Origin of the sequence: Pararhodobacter sp. (assembly GCF_034676075.1) — a bacterium.
In the GTDB taxonomy this organism is placed as follows: domain Bacteria; phylum Pseudomonadota; class Alphaproteobacteria; order Rhodobacterales; family Rhodobacteraceae; genus Pararhodobacter.
The window spans coordinates 1-17,895 of the sequence record NZ_JAUCCQ010000074.1 but is presented as its reverse complement, the minus strand read 5'-3'; the positions used below and the strand labels follow the sequence as shown (position 1 = coordinate 17,895).

18 protein-coding genes and 1 pseudogene are annotated in these 17,895 nt (G+C 67.7%); 12 read left to right on the top strand and 7 right to left on the bottom strand.

Annotated features, from left to right (window positions below; genetic code table 11):
• From VDQ18_RS16395 to VDQ18_RS16370, 6 genes are all read right to left on the bottom strand, one after another.
• Window positions 1-503, bottom strand: a 503-nt coding sequence (locus VDQ18_RS16395; protein WP_323021992.1) for an alpha/beta hydrolase, incomplete at its 3' end; no start/stop codon positions are given.
• The gene (locus VDQ18_RS16390) at window positions 500-1,549 is read right to left on the bottom strand and encodes a branched-chain amino acid ABC transporter permease (protein WP_323021991.1); all 1,050 of its coding nucleotides are present in this window, start codon (window positions 1,547-1,549) and stop codon (window positions 500-502) included. The genes VDQ18_RS16390 and VDQ18_RS16395, both read right to left, overlap by 4 nt.
• Before the next feature lie 2 nt (window positions 1,550-1,551).
• Window positions 1,552-2,586: a branched-chain amino acid ABC transporter permease gene (locus VDQ18_RS16385; RefSeq protein ID WP_323021990.1), complete on the bottom strand. Its 1,035-nt coding sequence runs from the start codon at window positions 2,584-2,586 to the stop codon at window positions 1,552-1,554.
• Complete coding sequence (locus VDQ18_RS16380; RefSeq protein ID WP_323021989.1) at window positions 2,583-3,305, bottom strand: ABC transporter ATP-binding protein; 723 nt, start codon at window positions 3,303-3,305, stop codon at window positions 2,583-2,585. The genes VDQ18_RS16385 and VDQ18_RS16380 overlap by 4 nt, the downstream gene beginning before the upstream one ends.
• The gene (locus tag VDQ18_RS16375) at window positions 3,298-4,062 is read right to left on the bottom strand and encodes an ABC transporter ATP-binding protein (protein WP_323021988.1); all 765 of its coding nucleotides are present in this window, start codon (window positions 4,060-4,062) and stop codon (window positions 3,298-3,300) included. Before VDQ18_RS16375 ends, VDQ18_RS16380 begins: the two co-directional genes overlap by 8 nt.
• Window positions 4,063-4,184: 122 nt before the next feature.
• Window positions 4,185-5,360, bottom strand: a complete 1,176-nt coding sequence (locus VDQ18_RS16370) for a substrate-binding domain-containing protein (RefSeq protein WP_323021987.1) — start codon at window positions 5,358-5,360, stop codon at window positions 4,185-4,187.
• Between the two features lie 208 nt (window positions 5,361-5,568).
• On the opposite strand from VDQ18_RS16370, the gene VDQ18_RS16365 reads away from it, so the two are divergent.
• Window positions 5,569-7,149 carry an ABC-F family ATP-binding cassette domain-containing protein gene (locus VDQ18_RS16365; protein WP_323021986.1) on the top strand — a complete coding sequence of 527 codons (1,581 nt, stop codon included), beginning with the start codon at window positions 5,569-5,571 and terminating at the stop codon, window positions 7,147-7,149.
• Here the strand turns inward: VDQ18_RS16365 and VDQ18_RS16360 are convergent.
• Window positions 7,146-7,607, bottom strand: a complete 462-nt coding sequence (locus tag VDQ18_RS16360; protein WP_323021985.1) for a MarR family transcriptional regulator — start codon at window positions 7,605-7,607, stop codon at window positions 7,146-7,148. The genes VDQ18_RS16365 and VDQ18_RS16360 overlap by 4 nt on opposite strands.
• Before the next feature lie 273 nt (window positions 7,608-7,880).
• Here VDQ18_RS16360 and VDQ18_RS16355 point away from each other — a divergent pair, with 273 nt between their 5' ends.
• The 11 genes and pseudogenes from VDQ18_RS16355 to VDQ18_RS16305 form a co-directional block, all read left to right on the top strand.
• Window positions 7,881-8,582 (top strand): fumarylacetoacetate hydrolase family protein, encoded by a 702-nt coding sequence (locus VDQ18_RS16355; RefSeq protein WP_323021984.1) that lies wholly within the window; start codon window positions 7,881-7,883, stop codon window positions 8,580-8,582.
• Window positions 8,579-9,223 (top strand): maleylacetoacetate isomerase, encoded by a 645-nt coding sequence (gene maiA, locus VDQ18_RS16350; protein ID WP_323021983.1) that lies wholly within the window; start codon window positions 8,579-8,581, stop codon window positions 9,221-9,223. Before VDQ18_RS16355 ends, maiA begins: the two co-directional genes overlap by 4 nt.
• 212 nt (window positions 9,224-9,435) lie before the next feature.
• On the top strand, window positions 9,436-10,476 hold the full coding sequence (locus VDQ18_RS16345; RefSeq protein WP_323021982.1) for a TRAP transporter substrate-binding protein: 1,041 nt from the start codon (window positions 9,436-9,438) through the stop codon (window positions 10,474-10,476).
• Window positions 10,477-10,565: 89 nt separating this feature from the next.
• Window positions 10,566-11,606, top strand: coding sequence for a TRAP transporter substrate-binding protein (locus tag VDQ18_RS16340; protein ID WP_323021981.1), 1,041 nt, complete (start codon window positions 10,566-10,568; stop codon window positions 11,604-11,606).
• Window positions 11,607-11,682: 76 nt separating this feature from the next.
• Complete coding sequence (locus VDQ18_RS16335; protein ID WP_323021980.1) at window positions 11,683-12,276, top strand: TRAP transporter small permease; 594 nt, start codon at window positions 11,683-11,685, stop codon at window positions 12,274-12,276.
• Complete coding sequence (locus tag VDQ18_RS16330; RefSeq protein WP_323021979.1) at window positions 12,273-13,586, top strand: TRAP transporter large permease; 1,314 nt, start codon at window positions 12,273-12,275, stop codon at window positions 13,584-13,586. Before VDQ18_RS16335 ends, VDQ18_RS16330 begins: the two co-directional genes overlap by 4 nt.
• Window positions 13,587-13,685: 99 nt before the next feature.
• The gene (locus VDQ18_RS16325) at window positions 13,686-14,450 is read left to right on the top strand and encodes an SDR family NAD(P)-dependent oxidoreductase (RefSeq protein WP_323021978.1); all 765 of its coding nucleotides are present in this window, start codon (window positions 13,686-13,688) and stop codon (window positions 14,448-14,450) included.
• Window positions 14,451-14,454: 4 nt separating this feature from the next.
• Window positions 14,455-15,210 carry a crotonase/enoyl-CoA hydratase family protein gene (locus tag VDQ18_RS16320; RefSeq protein WP_323021977.1) on the top strand — a complete coding sequence of 252 codons (756 nt, stop codon included), beginning with the start codon at window positions 14,455-14,457 and terminating at the stop codon, window positions 15,208-15,210.
• The gene (locus VDQ18_RS16315) at window positions 15,207-15,671 is read left to right on the top strand and encodes a MarR family winged helix-turn-helix transcriptional regulator (RefSeq protein WP_323021976.1); all 465 of its coding nucleotides are present in this window, start codon (window positions 15,207-15,209) and stop codon (window positions 15,669-15,671) included. Before VDQ18_RS16320 ends, VDQ18_RS16315 begins: the two co-directional genes overlap by 4 nt.
• The gene (locus VDQ18_RS16310; RefSeq protein WP_323021975.1) at window positions 15,643-17,430 is read left to right on the top strand and encodes a feruloyl-CoA synthase; all 1,788 of its coding nucleotides are present in this window, start codon (window positions 15,643-15,645) and stop codon (window positions 17,428-17,430) included. Before VDQ18_RS16315 ends, VDQ18_RS16310 begins: the two co-directional genes overlap by 29 nt.
• A 4-nt stretch (window positions 17,431-17,434) precedes the next feature.
• Window positions 17,435-17,895 (top strand): annotated as a pseudogene (locus tag VDQ18_RS16305) (thiolase family protein); the annotation flags it as partial.

Below are 17,895 nucleotides of genomic sequence, written 5' to 3'. Positions count from 1 at the left end.
CCGGCCTCGATCCCGGGTTGCACGGTTTCGGGGCGGGCGAACATGCCCTGGGCGATGGCGCGCGCCGCGCCAGGCCAGTCGGCGCGGAAGCGGGCGGCGCCGCGGGCGGCTTTCTCGGCGCTCTGGCCGCGCATCGGGAAATCCCAACCGGGCGCGGGCAAGGGGCAGGGCGACATGTCGAGCGAGACCATGCGGGCGATGCCTCTCCCGCCCCCGACCAGATAGCGCCAGCCGATCAGCGCGCCCAGCGACCAGCCGACCAGCGTGGCGCCCTCGATCCCCTGCTCGGCGATCAGGTCGCCCAACAGCGCCACGCCCCCCTCGACCGAAGGCGCGTAGCCCCTCGTCTCGCCATGCGCGGGCAGGTCAGGTGCGTAGCAGCGGGCGGGCAGCCGGTCCATGACGGGCGCCCAGATCGCGCCGGTCATGGTCCAGCCGTGCAGCAGGATGACCGGCGGGGCGCCCTCGTCCCCCTGCACCATCACGCGGATCTCGCGCGTCACCGGGTTCCCCGCAGGCGGCCGACGATGCCGGTCGGGAAGAAATAGACCGACAGGATGAAGAGGATGCCCAGCCACAGAAGCCAGCGGTCGGGGCTGAGGAGGTCGGGGATCAGCGGCAGCGCCGAGGTCGCCTCGGACATGCCGCCCATCAGCGTTTTCAGGTAGTTCTGCGCCAGCACGAAGATCGCCGTGCCGACTACCGCGCCATACATCGTCCCCATGCCGCCGATCACCACGATCAGCAGGATGTCCATCATGATCTCCATGCCCAGCGTCGTGGCCGGGCCGACATAGCGCAGCCAGATCGCGAAGAGCGATCCCGCCAGCGCCGCGATCATCGCGCTGAGGCAGGTGGCGAGCGCCCGGTAGAGGACGACGCGGTAGCCGATCGCCTCGGCCCGGAAGGCATTCTCGCGGATAGCCTGCAGGACACGGCCGAAGGGCGAATTGACGATCCTGAGCATCAGCAGGAACAGCGCCAGGCAACAGAAGAACACGAGGTAATAGTTCAGGATCTTGCCGTTGATGCCGGTGCCCATGACCTCGCCCAGCCGGAAGGCCGGTGTCAGTTCACGCGGGATGCGGATGTTCATCCCGTCCTCGCCGCCGGTGAAGGTCGACAGCTGGCTGACCAGCACCGCCACAGCCGAGGCGATGGCCAGCGTGATCATGGCGAAGAAGATCGCCCGGACGCGCAGCGACAGCAGCGCGATCAGCAGCGCCACCAGACCTGCCGCGACCATCCCGGCGAGCGCCCCGGTCGCGAGGGCGGGATAGCCCGTTCCCATCCGCGCCGTGGCGATGGCGACGCCGTAAGCGCCCATGCCGAAGAACATGGTGTGGGCGAAGCTGACGATGCCGCCGTAACCCAGAAGCAGATCGTAGCTCGCGACCAGCACGATGAAGATGCAGATCCGGGCGGCGGTCTCCAGGGACCGCGAGCCGGGGAACAGGAAGGGGGCAAAGGCCAGCGCCAGCAGGATAAGCGCCAGCAGCACCGCCAGCACGGCGCTTTTCGGGGAATCGCCGGAAAGAATGCGCATCATCGTCACTTCGCCTTCACCACGGGGACCATGCCCATGGGCCGCCACATCAGGATCGCCACCATCAGGGCGATGTTGGAAATCAGCGCCAGCTTGGGCTCCATGAAGGCGGCGTAGTTCTGCACCAGACCCACGGTCAGCGCGCCGATGAAACAGCCCTCGACCGAGCCCAGGCCGCCGATGATCACCACGATGAACACCAGGATCATGATCTCGTTGCCCATATGGGCGGTGATCACCTCCTGATAGAGCGCCCACATCACGCCACCGAGGCCCGCCAGCGCCGATCCGGCGATGAAGACGCCGACGAAGACGCGGGTGATGTTGTAGCCCAAGGCCTGCACCATCTCGGGGTTCTCGACTCCCGCGCGGACGATGAGGCCCAGCTTGGTGCGCCGCAGCACCAGCCGCAGTGCCAGGAAGACGATCAGGCCGACGCCGACCGCCACCAGCCGGTATTTCTCCAGCGCCGCACCGGCGAAGGTGATGGCGCCTTTCAGCGTCTCGGGCCGGGCGATGACGATCTCGTGCCCGCCCCAGATCACGTAGATCAGCTGTTCGGCGACGATGAGCCCGCCCATGGTGACGAGGATCTGCTTGAGGTGGCTGCCATAGACCGGGCGGACGATGGCGCGCTCAAAGGCCCAGCCCATGCCGCCGGTAACGATCATCGCCGCCAGCACCGCGCCTGCGATGGCCAGCAGGTTCAGCAGGAGAGAGGGCGCGCCGGTCATCTGGCCCAGGGCCAGCAGCACCGTGGTGCCGACGAAGGCGCCGAACGAGATGAAGGCGCCGTGGCCGAAGTTGATGACATCCATCAGGCCGAAGACCAGCGTCATGCCCGAGGCGATGACGAAGATCATCATCCCCATGGCAAGGCCGGAAACCGTCAGGGTCAGCCAGGACGATTGCGACGGGATGATCAGGTAGCCGACGACGATCAGCACCGGAACCAGCAGCACCGGCAGCCAGGGCCGCAGGCGTTCGGCCAGCGGCAGCTTGGTCATCGTGGGGGCATGGGAGGGGGCAGCGTCGGTCATGCGGTTTCCATCTTCAGGCCCATCAGGCGTTCCTGCAGGCCGGTGTCCGAGGCCAGTTCCTTCATGCTGCCGGTCCAGATGATCTTGCCGTCATCCATGACCGCGACATGATCGCCCAGAGCCTTGGCCAGCGAGAAATTCTGCTCGACCATCAGGATTGAGGCGCCGCGGTTCTTCAGATCCTTCAGCGCCTTGGCGAGGGTGGCGACGATGGCCGGGGCCAGCCCCTTGGAGGGTTCGTCGATCAGGTAGAGTTCGCGATCCTCGACCACCGCGCGGGCGACCGAGAGCATCTGTTTCTGTCCGCCCGACAGCGTGCCGGCGGCGGATTTCCAGAAGGTGCGGAGCGCCGGAAAGGCCTCGAAGATCCAGTCCAGCCGTTCGGGGATCGGCTGCCCCGACAGGGCGGCGAGGCGGATATTCTCCTCGACCGTGAGGTCCGAGAAGATGCCCATATCCTCGGGCACGAAGCCGATGCCGCGCCGGGCGATCTGCGCGGGGTTGAGGCCGTTGATATGCGCGCCATCGAGCAGGATCTCGCCCTGATGCGGTTTCCACAGGCCCATGATGGTGCGCAGGGTCGTGGTCTTGCCCGCGCCGTTGCGGCCCAGCAGCATGGTCACCGCGCCGCGCGGCACGTCGAGGTCGACGCCGTGCAGGATGTGGTATTGGGCGATGTCGGTCTTGACGCCCTTCAGCCTGAGAATGGGGTCAGACATCGGTCAGTTCCTTGCCAAGATAGGCTTCCTGCACCACGGCCGAGGCCATGACCTCGGCGGGCGCGCCATCCGCGACCAGCGCGCCGTTGTGCAGCACGATGATGCGGTCGGCGAGGGAACGGATCACGTCCATCTTGTGTTCGACCAGCAGGACGGTGGCTTCGGGGTCGGCCTTGATCATGGCGATCAGGTCCAGAATGACCGGCGCCTCCTCGACCGACATGCCGGCGGTGGGTTCGTCGAACATGAAGACCTTGGGCTTCAGGGCGATCATCGCCGCGACCTCCAGCTTGCGCTGGTCGCCGTGGGACAGCGCCGACACGGTCTGATCCCGCAGGGCGGTCAGGCGGACGCGGTCGAGCACCGACTCAGCCTCGGCGATCAGGTCGCGGTGGCCCATCGCCATGGTCCAGAGGTTGAAACCCCGCCGCTCGCGGGCCTGAATGACCAGACGGACGTTTTCCAGCACGGTTAGGCGGGGAAAGAGGTTGGTCAGCTGAAAGGCCCGGCCGAGCCCGGCCTCGGTCCGGGCCGAGGGCGAGAGACCGGTGATGTCGCGGCCCATGAGCGTGACACGGCCCGAGGTGGCGCGGATCTGGCCCGAGATCAGGTTGAAATAGGTGGTTTTTCCGGCGCCGTTCGGCCCGACGATGGCGGTCAGCTCACCGGGGGTGAAGGCGCAGCTCACGCGGTCCACGGCGACATGGCCGCCGAAGCGCACGGTCAGATCCTGGGTGACGAGAGAAGGCTGGGGCATGACAGGCCTTTTCATGAGGGCGTCGGCGCATGGGGCGAGGATCGGGGGGCCAGCCCCCCGAGCCCCCCCGGGATATTTGAAGAACAAAGATGGAGGGGCGCGGCGGACGCGCCCCCGGCCGATCACTGGTTGCGGATCGGGATGTCCATCATGTCGGGCGTGATCTCGCGCACCAGTTCCGGCACGGCCCATTCGACGCCGTCATGGATGGCGATGCGGAAATGGTACATGGATTGCATGGCCTGATGGTCCTCGGCGCGGAACCACATCTCGCCCTTGGGCGTCTCGAAATGCATGCCTTCCATGGCGGTGATCAGATCCTCGGCATCGGTCGAGCCGCCGCTGGCGCGCAGGGCCTCGACGATGGCGATCCCGGCCGCCATGCCGCCCGCGGTGAAGAAATCGGGCGGGGTGCCGTAGCGTTCCATGTGCTGTTCGACGAACCATTGGTTCACCGGGTTCTGCGGGATTTCGTAGTAATAATAGGTCGCACCTTCCATGCCAGGGAAGTCGCGGAAGCTGACCATGGCGGGCAGGATGTTGCCGCCGGTGGCCATCTGGATGCCGAACCGGCCCGGGTCCATGGCCTGGATGCGGCTCATCGGGTTGTTGCCGCCCGCCCAGATGACGAAGAGGCGACGGTCGCCTTCGTGTTCCTGCAGGGCGTTGAAGATGCGTTCCGCAGCGGCGGTGAAATCGGTGGTGTCGGTGGGCGCGTATTCCTCGTGCACCAGCTGGGCGGGGGTGCCTTCCAGCGCCTCGCGGAAGGCGGCGATGCCGTCACGGCCGAAGGCGTAGTCCTGCGCCAGCGTGGCGATGACCACGCCCTCCTGCCCCAGGGCGATGGCGTTCGAGATGGCGTCCTGGCTGGAGTTGCGCCCGGTGCGGAAGATGTAGCGGTTCCAGTCGGCGCCGGTGATCGAATCGGCCACGGCGGGTTCCACGAGCAGGATGCGCTCGTATTCCTCGGCCACCGGCAGCATGGCCAGCGCCACACCCGACGAGGTGGGCCCGACGGCGATATCGGCGCCATCGTCGCCGAAAGCCTGCGCCAGCAGGGCGCGGCCCAGATCGGGGCGCAGCTGGCTGTCATATTCGGTGACCACCAGATCGTTACCTTCGACCTGCATGGTGCCTTCGGTGGCGTATTCGAGGCCCATCATCAGGCCGATCTGGCTTTGCGCCGCATAGGCTTCAAGCGCGCCGGTCATGTCGTGGATATGGGCGATGCGGATCTCGTCGGCCATGGCGGGGGCGGTGGCCAAGGCAACGAAGGCCGCGCTCAACAGCAATCTCATGAATTCCTCCCTGTTCGCAAACATGAACAATGATTCATGTTTCACTTAGGGATGCCGGGCGAATCCCTCTCTGTCAAGGAAACTTTGGCCGGATCGGTTGACCCCGGGCGTCGGGGGCTTAAATCTGAGGCGCACTGACCCGGAGTTACCGCCATGGATCGCCCTCTCGAAACCGTCGCTCTTACCGCCACGATTCGGGACCTTCTCCATGTCTGCCCTGACCTCCGTCACCCTTGCCGCGCTCGGCTTCCTCAAGCCTGACGGCGCGCCGCTTTTCACCGATCTGTCCCTGTCCTTCGGCCCCGGGCGCACCGGGCTTGTCGGCCGCAACGGCACCGGCAAGACCACATTGCTGCGCCTCATCGCCGGGGAGCTGACGCCTGCCTCGGGGCAGGTCCTGCGCCATGGCCGGGTGGCGATGCTGCGGCAGGTCCATGCGGGCGATGAGACGCTGGCCGACCTGTTCGGCGCGCGCGGGGCGCTGGCGCTTCTGGACCGGGCCGAGGCGGGCGAAGCCAGCGCCGAGGATCTGGCCGAGGCCGACTGGACCCTGCCCGCGCGGCTGGAAGCGGCGCTTCTGGCGCTGGGGCTGGCGATGCCGCCCGACACGCCGCTGACCGCCCTGTCGGGCGGGCAGGTGACGCGCGCGGCGCTGGCGGCGGCCCTGTTCGACGCGCCCGATATCCTGCTGCTGGACGAGCCCACGAACAACCTCGACGCCGAGGGGCGGGCGGCGGTGCTGGCGGTTCTGGCCGCCTGGGACCGCGCGGCGATCGTCGTCAGCCACGACCGGGAACTGCTGGAGCAGATGGATGCCATTGTCGAAATGACGACGCTGGGCGCGGCGCGGTTCGGCGGCGGTTACAGTGCCTATCGTGCGCAGAAGGCGGTGGAGCTGCAGGCGGCCGGGCAGGCGCTGGACCATGCCGCGCGCCAGCAGGCCGAGGTCGCACGCCGCGCCCAGCAGGCGGCCGAGCGCAAGGCGCGCAGCGACGCCTCGGGTCGTCGGGCACGGGCGCGGGGCGATCAGCCGAAGCTGTTGCTCGACGCGCGCAAGGACAGGGCCGAGGGCACCGATGGCTCCGGCGCCCGGCTGCGCGAGGCGCGCGCGGCCGAGGCCGGGGCGGCGCTGGAGGCGGCGCGCGGCAAGGTGGAGGTGCTGCAGCCGATGCGCATGGACCTGCCGCCGACCGGGCTGCCGCGCGACCGGATCGTCCTGCGGCTCGATCGGGTGACCGGCGGCTTCGACCCGGCGCGGCCGGCGATCCGCGATCTGTCGCTGACCCTGACCGGGCCCGAGCGGCTGGCGATCACCGGGCCGAACGGGGCCGGAAAATCGACGCTCATGGCGCTGATCACCGGGGCGCTGGCCCCCATGGCCGGACAGGTGGATCGGCCGGTGCCTCTGGCGCTGCTCGACCAATCGGTGAGCCTGCTCGACCCGGCCGAGACGCTGCGCGAGGCCTTCCTGCGGCTCAACCCCGGGGCGGGCGAGAACAGGGCGCGGGCGACGCTGGCGCGGTTCCTGTTCCGCGCCGAGGATGCCTTGCAGAAAGTCGGCACGCTCAGCGGCGGGCAGCGGCTGAGGGCCGGGCTGGCCTGCACGCTGGGCGGGCCGAAGCCGCCTGCGCTGCTGTTGCTGGACGAGCCGACGAATCACCTGGACCTCGATGCGACCGAGGCGCTGGAAGCGGCGCTGGCAGGCTATGACGGGGCGCTGGTGGTGGTCAGCCACGACACCCGTTTCCTTGAGGCGCTGGCACCGACAAGGCGGCTGGCGCTGGGCTAGTCCCGGGGCCTGAGCGGCGCGCGCGAGCGGTCGTTGCCCGCTTCGGTGGTGCGTTTGGCGAGGGTGATGAAGGCCGCGACCTCCTCGGCCGAGAGACCGGCGAGGATGTCGTGTTGCAACGCCTGAACCTCGGGGATCAGGCGGGTCAGCAGCGTGGCGCCGCTGTCGGTCAGCGCCAATTGCCGGGCGCGGCGGTCCTGCGGGTTGATCTGCCGCGCGACCAGATCCTTGGCGACCAGCCGGTCGACCACGCCGCCGATGGTCACCCGGTCATAGGCGATGAGCCCCGCCAGCGTCGCCTGGTCGATCCCGGGGTTTTCGGACAAGGCCACAAGCGCCGCGAATTGCACCGAGGTCAGGTCGAGCCCCAGGCGCTGCATCCGCTCCTGAAACACCGACATGGAGATCTGGTTCAGGCGGCGGATCAGGAAGCCGGGCATGGAATGGACGATGGACATGAACCAAGGATACCGGGCGCCGGGGATTTGACAAGCATGCTGATCGTTAGCATACTACTCAAATACCGGGCCGCGGCCGGGGCGAGGGGGGTGCGTCATGATGCAGCGAGGATCGCGGGGGCAGGGGGGCCATGCCGCCCGCGCTTCGGTCTTCCCTATGGGGGCTCGCCGCGCTACGCCTGACAGCGGCGGCCGGGGGGTTGGCCATCGCCTTCCCCGGCCCGATCTCACGCTGTCCCCGGACAGGCAGGAACACGACAAGGAACGCGCCCGATGACCGATTATCTCTTCCCGCCCGCGCCGGTGCACAGCATCAAGGTGCTGGGCCAGAGCGCCGAATACCCGGTGAACCGCATTTTCTGCGTCGGCCGCAATTACGAGGCCCATGCCGCCGAGATGGGGGGCACCGTGGACCGCGAGGCGCCGTGGTATTTCACCAAGACCCCGGCGGGCGCCTTCTGCGCCTCGGGCGCGACGGTGCCCTATCCGCCGGGCACCTCAAATTTCCATTATGAGATGGAGCTGGTGGTGGCCGTCGGCGCGCCGGTCTTCAAGGGTGATCTGGCGGCCGGGCAGGCGGCGATCTTCGGCTATGGCTCGGGTCTGGACATGACCCGGCGTGACCGCCAGCAGGACGGCAAGGACAACCGCCGCCCCTGGGATCTGGGCAAGGATGCGGAGCAATCGGCGGTGCTGACGGCGCTGACCCCGGCCGCGGCGATCCCCTCGCTGGCCGGGCGGCGCATCCATCTGTCGGTGAATGGCCAGATCCGGCAGGACGCGACGCTCGACGAACTCGTCTGGTCCCCGGCCGAGGTGATCAGCCATCTGTCGCATTACTATCACCTGATGCCCGGCGACATCATCATGACCGGCACCCCCGCGGGCGTCGGCGCCGTGGTGGCGGGCGATGTGATCACCGGCGGCATCGACGGGCTGGAACCCATCGCCCTGACGCTGGGGGCCGCGGAATGATGAAGCTTCACGGCTATTTCCGCTCGTCCTCGAGCTATCGCTGCCGCATCGCGCTGAACCTCAAGGGACTGGCCTATGAGCAGGTGCCGGTGCATCTGGTCAAGGACGGCGGGCAGCAGAAATCCCCTGCCTACAAGGCCTTGAACCCGCAGGGGCTGGTGCCGACGCTGGAGGTGGACGGGCTGGTGCTGACGCAATCCCCCGCCATCCTTGAATGGCTGGAGGAAACCCATCCCGAGCCCGCGCTCCTGCCGACCGGCGCCGCCGACCGCGCCGCGGTCCGGGCCTTCTGCGCCGTCATCGCCTGCGAGATCCATCCGCTGCAGAACCTGCGCGTGCTGCAATATCTGGACGCGGAGTTCGGTCAGGGCGCCGAGGGCAAGGAAGCCTGGTGCCAGCGCTGGATCGGCGACGGTCTGGCTGCCTGCGAGGCGCTGCTGGCCAAACGCACCGCCAGCCGCTACGCCTTTGGCGAGGCGCCGGGGATGGCCGAGGTCTATCTCATGCCGCAGATCTTCGCCGCGCGGCGTTTCAAGGTCGATCTGTCGGCCATGCCGCGGCTGAGCGCGATTGCCGCGGCCTGCGAGGCGATTCCTGCCTTTGCCGAGGCCCATCCCAGCCGTCAGCCCGACGCCGAATGATCCTGCGCGCCCCGCAAAGAGTGACCGATCGGTCAACAAATAATGCTTGCAGGAATCGCCGCCGCGTGGAACCTTGCACTCGCAACAAAGCGGGGGCGAGGAGCGTCCGCGGCGGGGAATGCACGACAAACAAAAATATGTTGGCAATATAATGCGACGTGTGCCATCACTTGCAACATAGTGCCAGCCTTGTGTCTTTGGGAGGAAAACACATGACCAAGCGCAGAACGATCCTGGGTCTGATGGGTGCCGCTGCGGCGGTGGCCCTGACTGCCGGTACGGCCTCGGCCCAGGAATTCACCCTTCGGATGCACCAGTTCCTGCCCGCGCAGGCCAACGTGCCGCGCGACGTGCTGGACGTCTGGGCCGACAATGTCGAGCGCGACTCGAACGGCCGCATCCGCATCGAGCGTTACGCCTCGATGGCGCTGGGTGGCACCCCGCCCGAGCTGATGGATCAGGTCATGGACGGCGTGGCCGACATCATCTGGACCGTGAACGGCTACACGCCGGGCCGCTTCCCGCAGACCGAAGTCTTCGAACTGCCCTTCATGGTCGCCGACGCCCGCGCGGCGTCGTCGGCGCTGTGGCAGATGTACGAAGAGCACATGCAGGAAGATTTCGCCGGCGTGCACATGTTGGGCATGTGGGTCCACGGCCCGGGCATGTTCCACACCAACCGTCCGGTTTCGCATCCCTCGGACCTGCAGGGCATGAAGATCCGCGGCGGTTCGCGCGGCGTGAACGACCTGCTGGCGCTGGTCGGCGCCGAAGCGGTCGGTCTGCCGGTCTCGGGCGTGCCGGAAGCGCTGTCGCGCGGCGTGATCGACGGCACCACCATTCCGTGGGAGGTGACCACCGCGCTGCACGTCTCGGAGCTGGTGCATAACCACACCGAGTTCCAGGGCCCCTCGCTCTATGTGCTGACCTTCTCCTTCGCGATGAACCAGGACACCTACGATTCGCTGCCCGAGGACCTGCAGCAGGTCATCGACCAGAACTCGGGTCTCGAGTTCTCGATCTTCGCGGGTGGCACGCAGGCCGATGCCGACGGTCCGGCCCGTCAGATCGCCGTCGATGCGGGCAACAACATCGTCACCGTGTCCGAGGAAGACGCGGCCGAATGGCGCACGCTGGTCGAGCCGCTCTATGCTTCGTGGGTCGCCGACATGAACGGCCGCGGCATCGACGGTCAGGCGCTGATCGACGAGGCCCAGTCGCTGATGGCCGAATACGAAGCGGCACACCAATAAGCCGCAGAGGCACCAAGAAGCCTGGGGGCGCGGTCACAAGCCGCGCCCCTCTCGCACCAACGACTGTACGGGGCATCAGGGAGGACAGTATGCCGCATTTTTCCAAGATCGCAGGCCTTGCCAGCGCCGTGGCGCTGAGCGCGCTCACCGCGGGCGCCGCACTGGCGCAGGAGGTCACGCTGCGCCTGCACCAGTTCCTGCCGCCGCAGGCCAATGTGCCGCATCTGGTGCTGGACGTCTGGGCCGACACGATCGAGCGTGAATCCGAAGGCCGTATCCGCATCGAGCGTTTCCCGGCCATGGCGCTGGGCGGCACCCCGCCCGAACTGATGGATCAGGTGATCGACGGCATCGCAGATATCGCCTGGACGGTGAACGGCTTCACCCCCGGCCGCTTCCCGCGTACCGAGGTCTTCGAGCTGCCGTTCTTCGTGCAGGATGCCCGCGCCGCCTCGGCCGCCTATTGGCAGATGTTCACCGAGCATATGGCCGACACCGATTATCAGGACGTCCATCTGCTGGCGACCTGGGTGCATGGCCCGGGCGTGATCCACTCGAACCGTCCGGTCAACACCATCGAGGACATGCAGGGCCTGAAGCTGCGCACCCCGTCGCGGATGGTGGGGCAGCTGCTGCAGATCCTCGGCGCCGAGCCGATCGGCCTGCCGGTCACCATGATCCCCGAAAGCCTGTCGCGCGGCGTGATCGACGGCGCGGTGATCCCGTGGGAGGTGACCACCTCGCTGCGCGTGCCGGAGCTGGTCAACAACCACACCGAGTTCGAGAATTCCTATCCCTACACGGTGACCTTCACCCTGGCGATGAACCGCGATGTCTACGAGGGGCTGCCCGACGACCTGCGCGAGATCATCGACCGCAACTCGGGCGCGGACCTCTCGGTCTTCGCCGGCGGCACGCAGGCGGATGCGGATATCCCGGCCCGTCAGCTGGCCGTGGATCACGGCAACAACATCATCACCATCTCCGAGGCCGATGTCGCGCTCTGGCGCGATGCCGCCCAGCCGATCTACGACAGCTGGCTGGCCGACATGCAGGCGCAGGGGATCGACGGTCAGGCCCTCCTGGATGAGGCCCGCCAGCTGATGGCGGATTACCAGGCCTCGCACTGACCGCGGGGCAGCGACAGGCCCGTCCGCCTGAGTGCGGGCGGGCGGCAACCTGAAGGACCCGAGGGACGGGACACGCATGTTCGCAACGATACACAGGATCTTCTACGGCATCGCCTGGCTGATGGCCGTGATCGGCGGCCTGGTGCTGACCATCTTGGTGCTGATGCTTTGCCTCTCGATCATCGGGCGCGAGGCCTCGGACCTGCTGCATTCCAGCTGGATGCAGTCGACCATGCCCGGCCTCGCCCGGCAATTGCTCGACGCGGGCGTGGGGCCGATCTTCGGCGATTATGAGCTGCTGGTCGGCGGGCTGGCCTTTGCCGTCTTCTGCTTCCTCGGCTGGTGCCAGATCACCGCGGGGCATGCGACGGTCGATGTCTTCACCTCGGGCCTCAGCGACCGCACCCGGCGCTGGATGCAGGTGCTGATCGAGGCGCTGTTCGCCGCGGCGCTGGTCCTGATCGCCGTGCAGCTCTACGACGGGATGAACACGCTGGCGCGCCGCCGCTCGACGACCTTCCTGCTGCAATATCCGCTGTGGTGGAACTATGCGCTGGCCCTGGTGCCCGCCATCGCCACGGCCGCGATCGCCGTCTACATGGCCCTGGTCCGCCTGGCCGAGGCCGTCACCAACCGTACCCTCATCGCCACCGCCGGAGCAGACCATTGAGCAACCTTGCGATCGGCATCCTGTCCTTTCCCGTCCTCCTTGGCCTGATCTTCGTCCGCGTGCCGATCGGCCTGTCGATGTTCGTCACCGGCTTCGCGGGCTACTGGATCATCGACGGCTCGACCCGCGTGCCGCTGGCCCAGCTGAAGAACGCCGCCTATTCGACCTTTGCCAGCGAATCGCTGGCCGTGGTGCCGATGTTCCTGCTGATGGGCTATTTCGCCACCATCGGCGGCATGTCCAAGGCGCTGTTCAAGGCGGCGGAATCCTTCGTCGGCCACCGCAAGGGCGGGGTCGGCATCGCCGCCGTTGCCTCCTGCGCCGGGTTCGGGGCGATCTGCGGCTCGTCGCTGGCCACCGCCGCCACCATGGGCCGGGTGGCGCTGCCGGAACTGCGGCGCTTCGGCTATGACGGCGGCATCTCGACCGCGCTGCTGGCGGCGGGCGGCACGCTGGGCATCCTGATCCCGCCCTCGGTGGTGCTGGTGATCTACGCGATCCTCGCCGAGCAGAACATCGCCAAGCTGTTCCTCGCCGCCTTCGCGCCCGGGATCCTGGCCGCCATCGGCTACATGATCGTCATCTCGATCTATGTCCGCATCTACCCCGAGCGCGCAGGCACCGCCGAGCGCGTGCCGATGGGCGAGCGCTTCAAGCTTTTGTGGCAGGTCTGGCCGGTGATCCTGGTGTTCCTGGCCGTGGTCGGCGGCATCTATGGCGGCGTCTTCACGCCGACCGAGGGCGCGGCCGTCGGTGCGCTGGGCACCGGCCTGATCGCGCTGGCCAACCGGGGGCTCAACTTCAGGACGCTGCTGGAGAGCTTCACCTCGACCGCGCGCTCCTCGGCGATGATCTTCTTCATCGTCTTCGGCGCGGCTTTCTACAACGGCTTCCTCGCCCGCACCCAGGTCCCCAACGCACTGAGCGACTGGGTGGTGAGCCTGGGTCTGGCGCCGGTGGCCGTGCTGCTGTTGATCCTGGCGATCTATCTGGTGCTGGGCTGCGTCATGGACAGCCTGTCGATGATCCTGCTGACCATCCCGATCTTCTTCCCGATGATGATGGCGCTGGATTTCGGCATGCCCTCGGAACATGTCGCCATCTGGTTCGGCATCCTGGTGCTGATCGTGGTGGAAACCGGGCTGATCACCCCGCCGGTTGGGATGAACCTGTTCATCATCAACGCCATGGACCGGCTGACGCCGATGACCCACACCTACAAGGCGGTGTCGTGGTTCGTGGTGTCCGACCTGATCCGCGTGCTGATCCTGGTGGCCTTCCCGGCGATCACGCTGTTCCTGATCCCCTGATCCCGGATAACCCCGGTGGCCACGGCCCCGGGGTTTTCTTGACTCGAGATAGTTACGAGATGTAATTAATATCTAACATAACCTTGGGAGGAGGTTTCCATGCAGATCGACGGACAGATCGCCCTTGTCACCGGCGCAGGCAGCGGCCTCGGCGCCGCCACCGCGCGGCTGCTGGCTGCCCGGGGCGCGAAAGTTGCGGTGCTCGATTTCGACGGGGCCAAGGCCGATGCGGTGGCGGCCGAGATCGGCGGCTTCGGCGTGCAGGCGGATGTGGGCTCCGAAGCGGCGGTGGCCGCGGCTTTCGACGCGGTGAAGGCCCATTTCGGCGCCGCGCCCCGGGTGGCCGTGAACTGCGCCGGGATCGGCGTCGCCGCCCGGATCGTCGGGCGCGAGGGCAAGATGTCCATCGACCTGTTCGAGAAGGTGATCCGCGTCAACCTGATCGGCAGCTACATCGTCATGTCCTATGCGGTGAAGGGCATGCAGGAACAGGACCCGCTGGACGGCGGCGAGCGGGGCGTGGTGATCAACACCGCCTCGGCCGCCTGGCAGGACGGGCAGGTGGGGCAGGCGGCCTATTCCGCCTCGAAAGGCGGCATTGCCTCGATGTGCCTGCCCGCCGCGCGGGAGCTGGCGCGCTCGGGCATTCGGGTCATGGCCATCGCGCCCGGCCTCTTCAACACCCCGATGATGGAGAGCCTGCCCGAGGAAACCACCCGCCAGATCACCGCCAACATCCCCTTCCCGGACCGGCTGGGCCATCCCTCGGAATACGGCCTCATGGTCGCCCAGATCGTCGAGAACGCCTATCTCAACGGCACGACGATCCGCCTTGACGGCGCCACCCGCCTGCCGCCGCGCTAAGCCCATGCTGGACATCGCGATCGACGGCAGCATCGCCACGCTGACCCTGAACCGCCCCGACAAGCGCAATGCCATGTCGGACGGGTTGTTCGCCCAGATCGACACCTTCTTCCGCGCCCCTCCGGCCGCGGTGAAGGTGGCGATCCTGACCGGGGCGGGGGGCAATTTCTGTTCCGGCCTCGACCTGTCTGAACACGCAGGGCGGATGGATGCCGAAGCCGTCATGCGCCACTCGCGCGGCTGGCACGCGACGCTGGAGCGGGTGCAATTCGGCGGTCTGCCGGTGGTCTCGGCGCTCAGCGGCGCGGTGATCGGCGGCGGGCTTGAGATTGCCACCGCGACCCATGTGCGGGTGGCTGATCCCACGGCCTATTTCCAACTGCCCGAGGGGCGGCGCGGGATCTTCATCGGTGGCGGGGCCAGCGTCCGCGTCGGCCGCATCATCGGCGCCGACCGGATGACCGAGATGATGCTCACCGGACGCAAATACGACGCGCAGGATGGCCGGGCGATGGGGCTTGCCCATTACGTCGTGGACGATGCCATGGCCAAGGCCCGCGAACTGGCCGAACAGATCGCCGGCAACGCGCCCCTGTCGAACTACATCATGATCCAGGCCCTGGCCCGGATCGACGACATGGGCCGCTCGGACGGGTTCTTCACCGAAAGCCTCTGCGCGGCGATCACCCAGACCAGCACCGACGCCCGCGAGGGCCTGACCGCCTTCCTGCAAAAGCGCGATCCGCAATTCCGGGCATGAGCGGCGACAGCATCCTGCGCGTCTTCATGGGCTACGACATGAAGCGCGCCTTTGCCGCGATCCAGACCGATGTGAACGCGGTCCTGGCCCCGTTCGGGCTGAGGATGCTGACCTTTTCCGTGCTCTCGGTGATCCGGGACAATCCGGGCCTGAGGCAGACGCAGCTGGCCGAGATCCTGGCCATCGAGCGGCCCAATCTGGTGCTGATCCTCGACGAGCTGGAAGGGCTCGACCTGGTGACGCGGACCCGCGCGCGGGATGACCGGCGCGCCTATGAACTGAAGGTCACGCTGAAGGGGCGCCGGCTGGCCGAGCGCGCCTTCACCGCCGTGGCCGAGCATGACGACCGCATGGCGCGGGGGCTGAGCGACGAGGAACGCGCAGCCCTGCACCGCGCCCTGCGGCAGATTCAATCGAACGGGAGGAGTTCGGATGACGCAGGACAGGTATCGCGCCCATAGGGCAACGCGCGAGGATCGGGCCGATGGCGCGATCCTGCTGAGCAGCGGCTGGGATCTGGGCCCGGTCGCCCATCGCACCACCGACTGGCTGGTCGACTGGGCCGCCGCCGCGCCGGACCGCGTTTTCCTGGCCGAACGGTCTGGCCCCGGCTGGCGCGAGGTCACCTATGCCCAGGCGCTGGAGCAGGTGAAGGCCCTCGCCGCCGCGCTGGCCGACCGCGGCATGGGCGCGGGGACGCCGATCCTGATCGTCAGCGGCAACGGGGTGGACCACGCCCTGCTGACCCTCGCCGCGCAATATATCGGCGTGCCGAGCGTGCCGGTGGCCGAGCAATACGCGCTGATCCCGGGCGCGCATCCGGTGCTGGAACGCATCGCCGGGATGATCCGCCCCGCCATGGTCTTCGCCGATGACGCCGCCCGCTATGGCGCGGCGCTGGCGCTGCCGGTCTTCGACGGCGTCGAGAAGGTCGTGAGCCAGGGCGCGGGTCCGGGCCTGACCGCCTTTGCCGCGCTGGAGAAGGGCCGGGGCGATGTCAGCGCGCTGAACGCCGCGGTCGGTCCTGACACGGTGGCGAAATACCTGCTGACCTCGGGCTCGACCTCGCATCCCAAGGGCGTCTTGACCACGCAGCGGATGATGACCACCAATCAGGCGCAGCTGGCTGTCTGCCTGCCCTTCGTGACGGAGAAGCCCCCGGTCCTGCTGGACTGGCTGCCCTGGAACCACGTCTTCGGCGGGTCCCACAACTTCAACCTGGTGCTGTCGAATGGCGGCACGCTCTATATCGACAACGGCAAGCCGACGCCCGCGCTGGCCGCGCATACGATCGAGAACCTGCGCATGGTCTCGCCCACCATCGCCTTCAACGTACCGGTCGGTTTCGCCGTGCTGCGCGATGCGATGAAGGAGGACGCCACGCTCAGGCGGCAGTATTTCCAGAACCTCGACATGCTGTTCTACGCCGGGGCCTCGTTGCCGCAGGACGTCTGGGCGGATCTGGAGGCGATGGCGCATGAGGTGCGGGGCGACATGCCGCTCTTCAACTCGTCCTGGGGCCTGACCGAAACGGCGCCCGCCGCGCTGATCCAGCATGAATTCACCCATCAATCGGGGATCATCGGCGTGCCTCTGCCCGAGGTGACGATCAAGCTGGTCCCCGCCGATGACGAGAACCGGTTCGAGGTCCGGGTGAAGGGCGACACCATCACGCCCGGCTACCTCAACGACCCCGAAAAGACCGCCGAGGCCTTTGACGAGGAAGGCTATTTCGTCACCGGTGACGCGATGCGCTTCGTCGATCCCGCCGACATGAACAAGGGCATGAAATTCGACGGCCGCCTGGCCGAGGAATTCAAGCTCAACACCGGCACCTGGGTTCGCGCAGCGGGGCTGAGGCTGGAGCTGCTGGCCAAGCTGAAGGGTCTGGCGCAGGACATCGTCATCACCGGCGCCGACCGGGCCGAGGTCGGCGTGATGATCGTGCCGACCGAGGCGCTGCGCCGGGATGCGGTGGATCACGGCGGCGCGCTGGCGGTGACGCAGGCGGCCGAGATCGCCGAACGGCTGAAGCCCGGCCCGAATGAGGGCTCCGCCCATGCCGTGCGCCGGGCGCAGGTGCTGGCCGAACTGCCCTCGATGGCCGAGGGCGAGATCACCGCCAAGGGCAACCTCAACTTCCGCAAGCTGCTGATCACCCGCAAGCCGCTGCTCGACCGGCTCTATGACGACGCCGACCCCGCAACGATCAAGGTCTGACCCCATGGCCATCGCCTATATCCCCTACGGGGCCTATTGGTCCTCGCCCTTCGCCCGCTGGCAGGGGGCCTTCGCCCATCTGCATTCGGTGCAATTCGCCGCGCATGTCACCCGCGCGGCGATGGCCGAGCGCGGCCTCGCAACGGCGGCGCTGGATTACGTGGCCTATGGCTATACCGTGATCCAGCCCAACATCTTCTATGGCGCGCCGTGGTTCTCGGCCCTGATCGGGGCCGAGGGGCTGCCCGGTCCCACCGTCAACCAGGCCTGCGCCACCGGCCCGCGCCTCATCGCCACCGCGGCGGGCGAGATGGCGCTGGGCAATGCCAAGGTGGCGCTGGTCGCGGCGGGGGACCGGCTGTCGAACGGCGCGCATGTCTATTACCCGGCGCCGGCCGGCCCGGGCGGCACCGGCGCCAGCGAGAATTGGGTGCTGGACAGTTTCAACCATGATCCCTTCGCGAA

Bases quoted from the DNA above. Each gene is read 5' to 3' on its own strand.
- VDQ18_RS16390 (WP_323021991.1), bottom strand. From the start codon at position 1,549: ATGATGCGCATTCTTTCCGGCGATTCCCCGAAAAGCGCCGTGCTGGCG.
- VDQ18_RS16385 (WP_323021990.1), bottom strand. From the start codon at position 2,586: ATGACCGACGCTGCCCCCTCCCATGCCCCCACGATGACCAAGCTGCCG.
- VDQ18_RS16380 (WP_323021989.1), bottom strand. From the start codon at position 3,305: ATGTCTGACCCCATTCTCAGGCTGAAGGGCGTCAAGACCGACATCGCC.
- VDQ18_RS16375 (WP_323021988.1), bottom strand. From the start codon at position 4,062: ATGCCCCAGCCTTCTCTCGTCACCCAGGATCTGACCGTGCGCTTCGGC.
- VDQ18_RS16370 (WP_323021987.1), bottom strand. From the start codon at position 5,360: ATGAGATTGCTGTTGAGCGCGGCCTTCGTTGCCTTGGCCACCGCCCCC.
- VDQ18_RS16365 (WP_323021986.1), top strand. From the start codon at position 5,569: ATGTCTGCCCTGACCTCCGTCACCCTTGCCGCGCTCGGCTTCCTCAAG.
- VDQ18_RS16360 (WP_323021985.1), bottom strand. From the start codon at position 7,607: ATGTCCATCGTCCATTCCATGCCCGGCTTCCTGATCCGCCGCCTGAAC.
- VDQ18_RS16355 (WP_323021984.1), top strand. From the start codon at position 7,881: ATGACCGATTATCTCTTCCCGCCCGCGCCGGTGCACAGCATCAAGGTG.
- maiA (WP_323021983.1), top strand. From the start codon at position 8,579: ATGATGAAGCTTCACGGCTATTTCCGCTCGTCCTCGAGCTATCGCTGC.
- VDQ18_RS16345 (WP_323021982.1), top strand. From the start codon at position 9,436: ATGACCAAGCGCAGAACGATCCTGGGTCTGATGGGTGCCGCTGCGGCG.
- VDQ18_RS16340 (WP_323021981.1), top strand. From the start codon at position 10,566: ATGCCGCATTTTTCCAAGATCGCAGGCCTTGCCAGCGCCGTGGCGCTG.
- VDQ18_RS16335 (WP_323021980.1), top strand. From the start codon at position 11,683: ATGTTCGCAACGATACACAGGATCTTCTACGGCATCGCCTGGCTGATG.
- VDQ18_RS16325 (WP_323021978.1), top strand. From the start codon at position 13,686: ATGCAGATCGACGGACAGATCGCCCTTGTCACCGGCGCAGGCAGCGGC.
- VDQ18_RS16320 (WP_323021977.1), top strand. From the start codon at position 14,455: ATGCTGGACATCGCGATCGACGGCAGCATCGCCACGCTGACCCTGAAC.
- VDQ18_RS16315 (WP_323021976.1), top strand. From the start codon at position 15,207: ATGAGCGGCGACAGCATCCTGCGCGTCTTCATGGGCTACGACATGAAG.
- VDQ18_RS16310 (WP_323021975.1), top strand. From the start codon at position 15,643: ATGACGCAGGACAGGTATCGCGCCCATAGGGCAACGCGCGAGGATCGG.